Here is a 12,224-nt window from a genome sequence, read left to right as displayed (position 1 = left end):
CAAGGAGGTCCTCCCATGCGTCCACTTCGTACCCGCGCGGTCCGCGCGCTCGCACTCGGCGCCGCCGCGGTGCTGATCGCCACCGGATGTTCCACCGGCACCAGGGCGAACTCGACGTCGGCGGGCAGCGGCCAGATCCCGCCGACCGCCTCCGCCGGTGAACTGCGCAACCACGCCCTGCGCAGCATCGAGGGCAAGACGGTGGCGTTCGTCCCGGTGGGACTGGGCACCCCGCTCATGGAGGAGTGGAACCGGCAGATGGAGACCGGCTTCAAGGCGGCCGGGCTGAACTACGTCCTGCGCGATCCCAACTGGGACACCGCGAAACAGGCCGAAGCGGTGCAGTCGCTGATCAACGAGAAACCCGCCGTCCTGGTGGTGCACAACTTCGACGTGCAGATCCTCGCCAAGCTCATCCAGCAGGCCGAGCAGGCCGGGATCTACGTCATCCAGATCAACATGGTGAGCAACTACAAGTCGGACGCCTTCGTCGGCGCCGACACCATCGACCTGGGCCGTCGCATCGCGACCGACATCGTCAACGAGTGCGGCGCGAACACCCCCACCTCGCACGAGGTGCAGATCGTGCAGGGCGACGCGACCTCCGGCTTCACGCTCGACGTGATGGCGGGCGCGAAGGAGATCTTCGACCAGCACCCGGAGATCAAGATCGTGTCCACCCAGGCGGCGAACTGGGACCGCACCAAGGCGCACGACATCACGGCGACCGTGATCCAGCAGCACCCGAACCTGTGCGCCAGCTGGGGTTTCTGGGACCAGATGCAGTACGGCTCGGCCGCGGCGATCAAGGAGGCCGGCAAGCTCGGGCAGGTCAAGGTGTTCACCTCCGACCACAGCTCCATCACCTGCGAGGGCATCCGCGACGGCATGTTCCACCAGTCCTACGGCTACTCGGTGCCCACCCAGGGCAAGGACATCGTCGCCATCGCCAAGTACCTCCTGCAGTCCGGGCAGGCGCCCGGCACCGCCCGCATCGCCGACTACACCCCGCTGGTGAAGATCGACAAGACCAACTGGAACCAGCCCAACATGTGTTACGACGGCAAGAGCGACGGGCTCACCGTTTCCTGACCGGCACCGAGAGGGACCGCCATGACGGCAAGTACGGAAGTCCGGCCCGTGCCCGCCCGGCGCCGGCCTCCGGAGCGCAACGTTCTGGAGAACGAGAACCTCGGCACCCGGCTGCGCCACCTGCGGTACCGGTTCTCCCCGCAGCAGTTGTTCGCCGAGCTGTTCGAGAAACGGTGGATGGAACCCGCCATCCCGCTGGCGATCCTGGTCGGGGTGATCGTCTTCTTCTCGATCGCCGCACCGGGTTTCGCCACCACCGCGAACCTGTTGTCCTCGGCCACCGAGCTGGCCGAGATCTCACTGGTCTGCCTCGGCATGGCGGTCGTGATGATCTCCGGCGGGATCGACCTGTCCGTCGGCTCGATGTTCGGGCTGTGCAACATCGTGGTGCTCCTGCTGATCACCGTCGTGGGTGTGCCCGTCGTGCCGGCGATCCTGCTGACGATCGTCGTCGGCGCGGTCCTCGGGTCGGTGAACGGGTCGATCGTGGCCTACCTCAAGGCGCGGCCGTTCCTCACCACGCTCGTCACGCTGATCATCTTCCGCGGCGTCCTCAACCTGCTGGACCTGCACTACTCCGCGCAGACCGCGATGGTGTTCCTGATGGACCCGGTGTGGGACTGGTTCAGCACGGGCAAGGTGGCCGGCATCCCGTTCAGCTTCGTCACGCTGCTCGTCGTGCTCGTCGCGGGGCACCTCCTGCTCAGCCGGTCCCGGTTCGGCTGGCACGTGACCGCCGTCGGCGCGAGCAGGCGGGCCGCGCGGCACGCCGGCATCCGGGTGGAACGGGTGCTGCTGCTGGGTTACGTGATCTCCGGCGCCCTGTGCGCGCTGGCCGGCGTCTTCTACGCCGCGCGCCTGGGCAGCGCGAGCGCCCGCGTCGGCGAGGGCATGGAACTGAGCGTGCTGACCGCGGTGATCCTCGGCGGCATCAGCCTCTCCGGCGGCAAGGGCACGGTGTGGCGGGCGTTCATCGGCGCGGCCACGATCAGCCTGCTCGGCAAGGGACTGCTGCTGATGGACGTCGGCGGCGAGGTGCTGCAGACGGCGCTGGCCGTCGTGCTGATCATCGCCGTCGGGCTCGACACGAAGTGGGGCAAGAACCGCGGCAAGGCGATCCAGAAGACCTACGTCAACCCCACGCTCGTCGAGTACGGCACCCCGCCGGACGTGCGGCCCGGCTCGGGCACCCGGTACGAGATCAACGACCGCCTCAGCGACGCCGAGGAGATCGGTCTCGGTGAGGTCGAAGGGCCGGAGGACGTCATCCTCGACGACCAGGGCCGGATCTACTGCGGCACCCGGCAGGGCTGGATCCTGCGGTTCTCCGGCGAGGACTACCGCGACCGGGAGATCTTCGCGCGCATCGGCGGCCACCCGCTGGGGCTGGCCTTCGACTCCGCGGGCGACCTGATCGTCTGCGTCGGCGGCATGGGCCTGTACGCGGTCTCACCCGACGGCAAGCACCGCAAGCTGTCCGACGAGACGAACCGGACCTGGACCCGCCTGCGGGACGACTCGCGGCTGCGCCTGCCCGACGACCTCGACATCGCGCCGGACGGCAAGATCTACTTCAGCGAGGCCACCAACCGGTTCGAGATGGCCGACTGGGTCCTCGACGGCATCGAGGGGCGGCCCAACGGGCGTCTGTTGTGCTACGACCCGGCCACCGGCAAGACCCGCACCGCGGTGCCGGACCTGGTGTTCCCCAACGGGGTGTGCTGCTCCCACGACGGCGAGTCGGTGCTGATCGCCCAAACCTGGCTGTGCCGCATCCTGAGGTACTGGCACAGCGGCCCGAAGAAGGGCCGGCTCGAGGTGTTCATGGACAACTTCCCCGGCTACGTGGACAACATCAACCGCGGCTCCGGCGGGGCCTACTGGATCGCGATCTGCGGCATGCGCTCCCCCGCCTACGACCTCGCGATGCGGATGCCGAAGTTCCGCCGCCGCATGATGAAGCGCATCCCGCGCGACGAATGGCTCTACCCCAGCATGAACCACGGCTGCGTGGTGCGGGTGTCCGAGCGGGGCGAGGTGCTCGACACCTACTGGGACCCGGGCGGGAAGAAGCACTCCACCATCACGTCGATGCGCGAGCACGACGGCTACCTGTACATCGGCGGGCTGGAGAACAACCGCATCGGCCGGATCAAGGTGCGTGAGGTCCCCGCCGCGGCCGCCGGCGAGGCACGCCGGACGCGCCACGCGTCGGTGAGCTGAGGAGGAACCATGCCACGAGTGGAAGCGTGGGAACTGGTCAAGGAGTTCCTGTTCCCCGGCCGGTCCGGCGCGCGGGCGATCCCGCCGCTGGACGGCGGGCTGACCCCGAACGACGCGCTGGAGCGCATCGAGGAGTCGATCGACGAGCTGCCCGAGCCCGACGACGTGGTGCGCGACGCGTACGGATCGCTCCACGTCACCACGGCCGACAAGGTGGTCCGGCGGTACGGCCTGAACTTCGCCCACCACGAGGTCACCGCGACCGTGCCCGGTGACGCCGGCGCGATCGCACTCGACCACGAGGGCGGGCTGCTGGTGTGCGTGGCGGGTCTCGGGCTCGTCCGCGTCGACCAGGGCGGCGGCACCGAGGTCCTCGTCGACGCCGACTCCGACGGCGTGCCCACTCGCTGCCTGACCGATGTCGCGGTGGCCGGCGACGGGACGATCTACCTCACCGACGGCTCCGTGCGCCACCACGGCGCGGACTGGGTGCGCGACCTGATGGAGCAGAACGCCCTCGGCCGGCTCCTGCGGTACGACCCGCGGACCCGCCGGACCACGGTGCTGGCCCGCGGACTCGCCCACCCCAGCGGGGTCACGCTCACCGCGGACGAGGACGCACTCGTCGTCAGCGAGGCGTGGTCGCACCGGCTGGTGCGGTACCCGCTGGCGGACACGAGCCGCCCGGACGTGCTGCGGGACAACCTGCCCGGCTACCCGGGGCGGATCAGCCCGGCCTCCGGCGGCGGGTACTGGCTCGCGGTGTTCGCGTTGCGCACCCAGCTGGTCGAGTTCGTCCTCACCCAGCGCGACTACGTCGAGGAGATGATGCGCACGATCGAACCGGACCTGTGGATCCGCCCCGCGCTGCGCGGCCTCGACTCGGGGCTGGAACCCCTGCAGGGCGGTCAGATCCGCAAGCTCGGCGTGATCAAACCGTGGGCGCCGCCCCGGTCCTACGGCCTGGTGACCCGGCTGGATCCCGACGGGTACCCGCTCCGCAGCCTGCACAGCCGCGGCGGCGGTCGGCGGCACGGGGTGACGTCGGTGAAGCAGTACGGCGACCGGTTGTTCATCGCGGTCCGCGGTGGCGACGAGGTCCTGATCACGAGGGCGGGTGACGCGCAATGAGCCAGTCGCTGGTGGACCAGCTCGACATCGACCCGGCAGGCGGCGGCACGCTGCTGGTGGACATGGCGAAGGTGACCAAGACCTACCGCGGGGTGCACGCCATCTCCGAGGTCGACTTCGACCTGCGGGCCGGCGAGGTGCACGCGCTGGTCGGCGAGAACGGCGCGGGCAAGTCGACGCTGTGCAAGATCCTCGCCGGGGCGGTGCAGCATTCGAGCGGAGTGGTGCGCATCGGCGGGGAGGAGGTCTCGTTCCGGCGCCCGCACGAAGCGCTCGACCACGGCATCGCGATGGTCTACCAGGAGACGAGCCTGGTGCCGACGATGACGGCGGCGCAGAACATCGAGCTCGGCCACGAAAAGCTGCTGACCCGGTTCCGCTCGCTGAACATCGGCGCCCAGCAGCTGCTGCAGTCGATGAACTTCCACGTCGACCCGACGGCGTACGTGTCCAACCTCGGCGCGGCGAAGAAGCAGATGGTCGAGATCGCGCGGGCCCTGCGCACCGGCGCGCGCATCGTCATCTTCGACGAGCCGACCGCGAGCCTCACGCCTGAGGAGACCCTGCACCTGTTCAACGTGATCGAGGACCTGCGGACCGCGGGCCTGGGCATCATCTACGTGTCCCACGCGCTGGAGGAATCGCTCGCCATCGCCAACCGCGTCACCGTTCTGCGTGACGGCAAGCGGGTCGCCTGCCTGGACGCGAAGCAGACCTCGCGGGACGAGATCGTCAAGTACATGGTGGGCCGGTCGCTGGACGGGGCCGCGCGGAACCGCCCGGCCGCCCGCGAGGGCCACGTCCGGCGCCGCCGGGTGCTGGAGGTCGAGAACCTGATCCTGGGCAACGTCGTGAAGAACATGTCGTTCTCGGCCTACGCCGGTGAGGTGCTCGGCATCGCCGGGCTGATCGGCAGCGGCCGGACGGAGACGGCGAAGATCATCACCGGCGCGCTGAAACGCAACCGGATCCACGGCGGGCGGGTGCTGCTCAACGGCAAACCGGTCCGCTACCGGGTGCCCAAGCAGGCCATCGACGACGGCATCGTCTACATCACCGAGGACCGCAAGCTCGACGGGTTCTTCGAGACGATGACCGTGGCCGACAACATCTACCTCGGGTACCTCGCCTCCCGCCGGGGCCGCCGGCAGTGGCTGCTGGCCGGATCGCAGCGCAGGCGCGTCGCCGACGAGTGGTCGGCGAAGCTGCGCATCAAGGCGATCAACGCGGACGCGAAGATCATCGAGCTGTCCGGCGGGAACCAGCAGAAGGTGGTGGTCGGCAAGTCGCTGGTCGCCGAGCCGGAGGTGGTCATCTTCGACGAGCCCACGCGCGGCGTCGACGTCGGCGCGATCGACGAGATCCACCACCTGATCCGCACCCTCGCCGACGAGGGCAAGGCGGTGATCGTCATATCCTCCTACCTGCCGGAGATCCTCGCCGTGTCGGACCGCATCCTGGTCACCAGGTTCGGCCGCGCGGTTGCGGAGTTCAGCCGCGCGGAGGCGACGCAGGAGAAGATCATGTACGCCGCGATCTATTGAGGTGGGCGTAACCTTGGCAGGCACCGGCGACGGACGAAAGTCGGGTGGACAGGCGTGAAAGCAGCAGCGAGGAAGACCCGCCCCGCGCGGGGCGGGCGGGACGACTGGCGCAATTTCGAGCCGCTCGACCTGACCCCCCTGCTGGCCGCGGCGCTGCAGGCGTTCTACGAGCGCGGGTTCTACGGCACCTCGGTGCGGGACATCGCCCGCCGGGTCGGCCAGACGGTGCCGTCGCTGTACTACCACCACGAGAACAAGGAGGGCGTGTTCGTCGCGCTGCTGGAGAAGGGCACGCTCGAGGTGGCGTGGCGGGCCCGCGCGGCGGTGGAGGACGCCGGTGACCGGCCCGACCTGCAGTTCGTGAACATGATCGAGGCGGTCGTGCTGTACATGACGCACCGCGTCAAGCTGGCCACCCTGGACGTCGAACTGCGCTACCTGTCGGCCCCGAACCGCAGGCGCTACGCGGCGATCCGCAAGGAGGTGGAGGACCTGCTGGTCCGCGTCGTCACCGACGGTGCGGTCCAGGGGATCTTCACGGTGGCCCAGCCCGCCGAGACGGCCCGCGCCCTGCTCGGCATGTGCCAGTCCATAGCCCGCTGGTACCACCCGACCGGCCCGATGGCGCCCGAGGAGGTCGCCCAGCGCTACATCGACATCGCCCTGATGACGGTGGGAATCCACGAGCGCCCGAAACACCTCGAGGGTGTCCCCGGCCGGTGACGCACACCGGCCGGGGCACCTGTCAACCCGCCGATTCGGCCAGCTTCAGGACCTGGTCGAGGGTCAGTTCCATCGAGTCGATGTCGTCCTGCAGGGGCACGTTCCACTCGTCCTGCAGATTCATGAACAACTCCGCGACCGCGAGCGAGTCCAGTCCGAGTTCGGCCAGCGTGACACCAGGGTCGATCTGTTCGGGGTCGGCCGAGAACTTCTCGACAAGGGTCCGGGTCAACTGCTCATACCGTTCGGTCATCGATTCCTCTCCTTGATTGCGATTCAAGCGTGTGTGGCGACTCGGCGACCCGGCGCCGCGGGTTCCGGCGCTCCCGCGGCGTGCGGAGCCAGGCTGTAGGGCACGGCAGCCGGGAATCGCAGGGCCACGGCTCCCCAGGTGTAGCCGGCGCCGAACGCCGCGAGAAGGGTGCGATCGCCCGGGCGAGCGGCGCCACGAAGTGCGGCGTCCGCGACCGCCAGGGGGATGGACGCCGCGGCCGTGTTTCCCAGATCGCGGAGATTTCCCTGCTGACGGCCGGGCGGCAGGCCGAGGTGCTCGGCCACGCTGTCGAGGATCCGCTGGTTCGCCTGGTGCCCGATGAACACGCCGAGGTCTTCGACCGACCACCCGGCTCCGCTGAGCGCGGCCCTGGCGGTGGCGGTCATCCGGCGAACCGCATTGGTGTAGAGCGCGCGCCCGTTCATCTTGACGTACAGGTCCTCGACCGGCCCCTGGCTCATTCGGAACGGCGACCGGGAACCTCCGGCCGGCACGTGGAAGACCTCCAGTCCGGTGCCGTCGCTGCCCAGCTCGATGGACTCGACGGCACCGGGATCACCGGGTGCCGCGGCGGCCACCACCGCCGCTCCCGCCCCGTCGCCGAACAGGATCGCGGTATCCCGGTCGTGCGGGTCGATCAACGTGGTTGTGTAGGTCTCCGCGGCGACTACGAGGACCTGCTGGTGCGTTCCCGCGACGACCAGCGCGTGGGCCAGGGAAAGTGCATACACGAAGCCAGAACAGGCCGCGGAGACGTCGACCGCCGCTACACCCTTGAGGCCCAGGCGGTGCGCGATATGCGGCGCGGTCGACGGGCACCGGTGATCCGGCGTGGTCGTCGCGAGGATCACCATGTCCGGGCACACCTCACCGCCCGTCACGACCCTGGCCGACGCGAGGGCCGCGGCCCCGGCCGCGACGCCGAGGTCGCCGGTGCTCGTGTACTCGTCCGCCATTCGCCGGGCGCCGATCCCGGTACGCGTCCTGATCCACTCGTCACTCGAGTCGAGCCCGTTGTCCCGGATCAGCCTTTCGTTCGAGACGACGTCGGGCGGAAGGCTCATGCCCAGCCCGATGAGACCGGAGGTCGTCATCACACACTCTCCTTCGGACGGGCGGTGGTGGCGGGCGTGGCGTCCAGCAGTCGTACGTCCGGCGCCCAGGTCAGCAAGGCACTCCCCCACGTCATGCCGGCCCCGAATGCGACGAGGATGACCCGGGAGCCCGGACGCACACGTCCTCGGGCCACGGCTTCGGCGATCGCGTAGGGCGTGCAACCGGATCCGATGTTGCCGATGCGGTCGGCTACGACGATGAGGCGGTCCGGTTCGATGCCGTGCTCGGCGGCGACCGCCTTCAGCAGCACGGGGTTCGCCTGGTGACAGGCGAAGACGTCGATGTCGTCGAGCTTCAGGTCATGGTCCCGCAGCAATCCGTACAGCAACTGCGGGAATTGGGACCGGAAGAACTGGGTCACCGCCCGGCCGTCCATCCGGATCGTGTGCTCCCGCCGCTCCACGGTGGACGGACTGGCCGGCAGACGGCTCCCGCCACCCGGCACGACCACCGCGTCCACGAGATCACTTTCGGTGCCGAGACGGATGTCGTCGAATCCCGCCCCCTCGGGAACCGGTCCGAGAACCGCCGCGGCGGCGCCGTCACCGAAGATGACCGCGGTCGCGCGATCGTCCGGGTCCAGGAAACGGGAGAACACCTCGACGCCGACGACGACCGCGTACCCGCCCGACGGGTTGTCTCGCAACCAGTCGCGGGCGATCTTGACGGCGAACAGCCAGCCGGCGCAGGCGCCGTTGACGTCGAAGGACACCGCGTTGACCGCTCCCAACGAGGCCTGCACGCGGCAGGCCGTCGCCGGGCTGGGCTCGTCCGCGGTCGTGGTCGCCACGACGAGCAGGGACACCTGGGCAGGGTCCAGCTCGGCGGCCGACAGAGCCGCCTCGGCGGCGGGAGTGGCCAGGTCCGAAGCGGCTTCGCCGGGCGCGGCGACGTGCCGGGTCAGCACCCCGGTTCGGCGCCCGACCCACTCCGCGTTCACGCCGGGTGTACGAGCGGCCACGTCTTCATTGGTACGCACCTCGCTGGGCAGGTATCTGCCCAGACCGATGATCCCGACATCAGTGGTCATGACTTACCCGCCTTCTCCGTGCCCGCGCCAAACCTCGCCCGGCCGGGCCCCTGCTCGAGGAAACTGCGCATCCCGATCGTCCGGTCGGGTGCACGAAACGATTCGACGAAGTTCTCCAGTTCGACGGCCAGGCCGTCGTCCTGCCCGTGCTCGAGTGCGGCCTTGGCGGCCCGCAACCCCGTCGCTGAGCTGTTCTCGTAACGCGCCGCCCAACGTTTCGCCTCGGTGAGCACCTCATCGTCGGGAACCACGCGGTCGGCCAATCCGATCTCCCTGGCTTCCTTGGCGTCGAGCGTGCGTCCGGAGTAGACGATCTCCTTCGCTCTGGGGAGCCCGACCACGGCTGTCAGGCGCTGCGTTCCACCTCCGGTGGGGATGACACCCAACAGGATCTCGGGCAACCCGATCACGGAACTGTCGGCACAGACGCGGAAATCGGCGGCGAGCGCGAGCTCGCACCCTCCGCCCACCGCCGCACCGCGGATCGCCGCGATCACGGGCACGGGTATGTGCGCCACGGACATCACGGCGTCCTGCATCGCCTTGGCGTGTTCCGGTGCGTCCTCGTCGGTGAGCTGTTTCAGCTCGCGGATGTCGGCCCCGGCGGAGAACACCTTGGAGCCTCCGTACAGCACGACGGCCTTGATCTGCAGCTGGGTGGCAATGTCCTCAGCCGCCTCGCGTAGCGAGTTCAGCAGCTCGAGGTTCAGGACGTTGAGCGGTGGCCGGTCCATCCGGATCGTGGCCACCGCGCCTTCGACCTCCACGTCGACGTACACGGTGTTCTCCCTCTTGCCGAGTTGCTGGGTCAGGACCACAACAGGCCCCCGTTGACTTCCAGAACATGCCCGTTGACGTACGAGCCCTCAGCGCTCGCGAGGAACACCGCCGCGGCCGCGACTTCCCACGGCTCGCCCGGTCGCCCGGACACCATCATGCGTTCGTACCGTGAACGCAGCCGTTCGTCGTCACGCAGGGGTTCGTACATCCCGGTGTTGACGAACCCGGGGGCGATGCAGTTGACGAGGATGCCCTTCTTCGCCAGCTCGACGGCGGATGCCCGGGTGAACATCTCGAGCGCGGCCTTCGAGGCGGAGTAGGCGGCAGCGCCGGGGGCGACACGTGAGGACATGCCGGCCGAGATGTTGATGATCCGCCCGCCCCCGGCCGTCTCCATGCACGGGACCACGTACTTCGTGCAGTGGAACGCCCCGGTCAGGTTCGTGTCCAGCACTTCCCGCCATTCGCGTTCGCCGAGATCCACGATCTTGCCGTTGCGGCTGACGCCCGCGTTGGACACCAGGATGTCGACCCGCCCGAACCGCTGCATGACCCGGTCCATGAGGGAGCGGACGGATTCCGCCGAGCACACGTCCACCGTCTCCACGCTCACGCGATCACCGTGTGCCTGCGCCAGCTCGGTGAGCGTGGTGCTTCTCCTGGCGGCGCAAATGACGCTCGCCTCTTCCTCGAGAAAGACGGTGGCCATCGCGAGCCCCAATCCGCGCGTGCCGCCCGTCACCACCGCGACCTTCCCGGCGAGCCTGCCTCTGGCCGGTGGGCGCCCCACTGCGCCGATGTCGCCGGCCGGCGCGAACGCCGTGCCAGTGTCACTGCTCACGATCAACCTCCGTGTTCTGCCAATGCTGCTGCCGGGTGACTGGTCACTTCGCGCTCCCAGTAAGCCCGGAAATGGGTGCGTTCGTTTTCGGTGAACCGTCGTGGCGTGCCGTACCGGAGGTCTACCGGTACGAGATCAGCCTCGCCCTCCACGTATGCCCGAGCGTGATCGCGGACCACGTACGCGAACCGCACCAGCGCCGCCTTCATGTCCGTGACCCAGGTTTCGACGGTGATCGGCTCGGCGCGGTGGTAGAGCGGGCGGAGGTATGTCATGCACTGCCGCGTGACGACACTGCCACGAGCCAGGTCCTCGGCCTCGTACAGCGGCAGCAGCCGGTAGATCAGCTCGAGACGGCACTCCTGGAGGTAGCGCAGGTACGAAGTGTCCGCCACGTGTCCGCGAGCGTCCAAATCGGACCATCGCGTCGAGCAGAAGTGGGTGAATCTGCTCATGATCACACCGTCTCCCGGATGCTCGGTGCCCGTCGTACCGCCGGCCACCTGGGGGTGGAGCGCATCTCGTCGATCAGCCGGGTGGTGGCGCGACAGGCCGTGGCGTTCTCGCGGCGACGCGGATAGTCGCACCAGGTGGACAACCAGGACTGCGGGACGCCGGACCGCCGGAGGACACGGGGAAGCGCATGGTGACACTGCACGTCCCCGATGTCGAGCCCACCTGGCCCACCAGCACGGTAGAGATCACCCGCGCACGCCATGGTCGCACGGACGTACTCCCCGAGCTCCGCGCTTGCGTCCGGGCCGGCGAGCAGCGATCCCGCCGCCAGCCGCCACTGGCCGAACTGCCGTGACTGCCCCCGCTCGACGAGCACGAGCGCTCGTCGCCAGGCAGTGTCGGTCACCTCGCCGAGCTGCGATCGAGCCAGTACCAGCAGGCTCGCCGAGAGAACGAGGCCCCGGGCGACGACCGAGGACCACGAGCGATCCGGAATCCGGAAGAGACCACTCGGCCACCAGTCCCGGGGCGGGCGCCGCGTCAGGCGGACCCGATCCGGTGCTGCACCTGCACGGGACACTTCTGCTATTTCCTTCGCATACCTCAGATTGTTCGTGCTGATGGAATCGAGAACACGCACCCGTGCCGGGTGAGCGCCCTTCTGCTGGGTCCACGCCACGAACGACATCAGGCACAGGTCGTCCACCAAAGCGGTCCAGATTTCCACCGACCCGTCGTCGGGCCGGCAGTCCGCGGGGGACGAGTGGCCTGGGCGCCGTCCGTGGACCATATCCACGGAACCGACTTTCACGAAGATCCTCTCCGCGATAGGGGCCAGGCTGATCCGCCTCGTACTTCCGTAGTAACAGGACGAGATTCGCGTGACCACATGCCACCTACGTCCTCCATGTAAGCGGCGATCAACTCCGCGCGCCAGCCTTGGAGCGTTCCGGGCTGTTGAAAGTGTTGAACGCCCGTTCGATCGATCCCGCGAGATTGGCCCCTGCCCGGTGT

The 12,224-nt window shown here is 68.8% G+C and carries 12 protein-coding genes; 5 read left to right on the top strand and 7 right to left on the bottom strand.

Annotated features, from left to right (window positions below; all coding sequences use genetic code 11):
• The first annotated feature begins 15 nt into the window (after positions 1–15).
• From L1857_RS13480 to L1857_RS13460, 5 genes are read left to right on the top strand one after another with little or no spacing between them, the layout of a single operon-like run.
• Complete coding sequence (locus L1857_RS13480) at positions 16–1,092, top strand: sugar ABC transporter substrate-binding protein (RefSeq protein ID WP_094005274.1); 1,077 nt, start codon at positions 16–18, stop codon at positions 1,090–1,092.
• A 21-nt stretch (positions 1,093–1,113) separates the two neighbouring features.
• A complete protein-coding gene (locus L1857_RS13475; RefSeq protein ID WP_240323350.1) occupies positions 1,114–3,315 on the top strand; it encodes an ABC transporter permease in 2,202 nt (733 codons plus the stop codon).
• Between the two features lie 9 nt (positions 3,316–3,324).
• Entirely contained in the window at positions 3,325–4,446 is a 1,122-nt protein-coding gene (locus L1857_RS13470; RefSeq protein ID WP_094005276.1) for an SMP-30/gluconolactonase/LRE family protein, read from the top strand.
• The gene (locus L1857_RS13465) at positions 4,443–5,990 is read left to right on the top strand and encodes a sugar ABC transporter ATP-binding protein (protein WP_094005277.1); all 1,548 of its coding nucleotides are present in this window, start codon (positions 4,443–4,445) and stop codon (positions 5,988–5,990) included. Before L1857_RS13470 ends, L1857_RS13465 begins: the two co-directional genes overlap by 4 nt.
• Before the next feature lie 54 nt (positions 5,991–6,044).
• A complete protein-coding gene (locus tag L1857_RS13460) occupies positions 6,045–6,713 on the top strand; it encodes a TetR/AcrR family transcriptional regulator (RefSeq protein WP_116113193.1) in 669 nt (222 codons plus the stop codon).
• 22 nt (positions 6,714–6,735) lie between these two features.
• Here L1857_RS13460 and L1857_RS13455 read toward each other — a convergent pair whose 3' ends face one another.
• The 7 genes from L1857_RS13455 to L1857_RS13425 are packed head-to-tail and all read right to left on the bottom strand — an operon-like array spanning position 6,736 to position 11,937.
• A complete protein-coding gene (locus L1857_RS13455; protein ID WP_116113195.1) occupies positions 6,736–6,966 on the bottom strand; it encodes an acyl carrier protein in 231 nt (76 codons plus the stop codon).
• Positions 6,967–6,989: 23 nt separating this feature from the next.
• Complete coding sequence (locus L1857_RS13450) at positions 6,990–8,081, bottom strand: beta-ketoacyl-ACP synthase 3 (protein WP_116113240.1); 1,092 nt, start codon at positions 8,079–8,081, stop codon at positions 6,990–6,992.
• The gene (locus tag L1857_RS13445) at positions 8,081–9,133 is read right to left on the bottom strand and encodes a 3-oxoacyl-ACP synthase III family protein (protein WP_116113197.1); all 1,053 of its coding nucleotides are present in this window, start codon (positions 9,131–9,133) and stop codon (positions 8,081–8,083) included. The genes L1857_RS13450 and L1857_RS13445 overlap by 1 nt, the downstream gene beginning before the upstream one ends.
• Positions 9,130–9,912: an enoyl-CoA hydratase/isomerase family protein gene (locus L1857_RS13440; protein ID WP_240323351.1), complete on the bottom strand. Its 783-nt coding sequence runs from the start codon at positions 9,910–9,912 to the stop codon at positions 9,130–9,132. The genes L1857_RS13445 and L1857_RS13440 overlap by 4 nt, the downstream gene beginning before the upstream one ends.
• 29 nt (positions 9,913–9,941) lie before the next feature.
• Positions 9,942–10,754, bottom strand: a complete 813-nt coding sequence (locus L1857_RS13435; protein WP_240323352.1) for an SDR family NAD(P)-dependent oxidoreductase — start codon at positions 10,752–10,754, stop codon at positions 9,942–9,944.
• A 2-nt stretch (positions 10,755–10,756) separates the two neighbouring features.
• Complete coding sequence (locus tag L1857_RS13430) at positions 10,757–11,209, bottom strand: acyl-CoA thioesterase (RefSeq protein ID WP_240323353.1); 453 nt, start codon at positions 11,207–11,209, stop codon at positions 10,757–10,759.
• Positions 11,210–11,211: 2 nt separating this feature from the next.
• Complete coding sequence (locus tag L1857_RS13425) at positions 11,212–11,937, bottom strand: hypothetical protein (RefSeq protein ID WP_162831193.1); 726 nt, start codon at positions 11,935–11,937, stop codon at positions 11,212–11,214.
• Between the last annotated feature and the right edge of the window lie 287 nt (positions 11,938–12,224).

The organism is Amycolatopsis thermalba, assembly GCF_023376025.1.
Classification (GTDB): domain Bacteria; phylum Actinomycetota; class Actinomycetes; order Mycobacteriales; family Pseudonocardiaceae; genus Amycolatopsis_E; species Amycolatopsis_E thermalba.
This window is presented reverse-complemented; position numbering and strand designations above follow the sequence as displayed.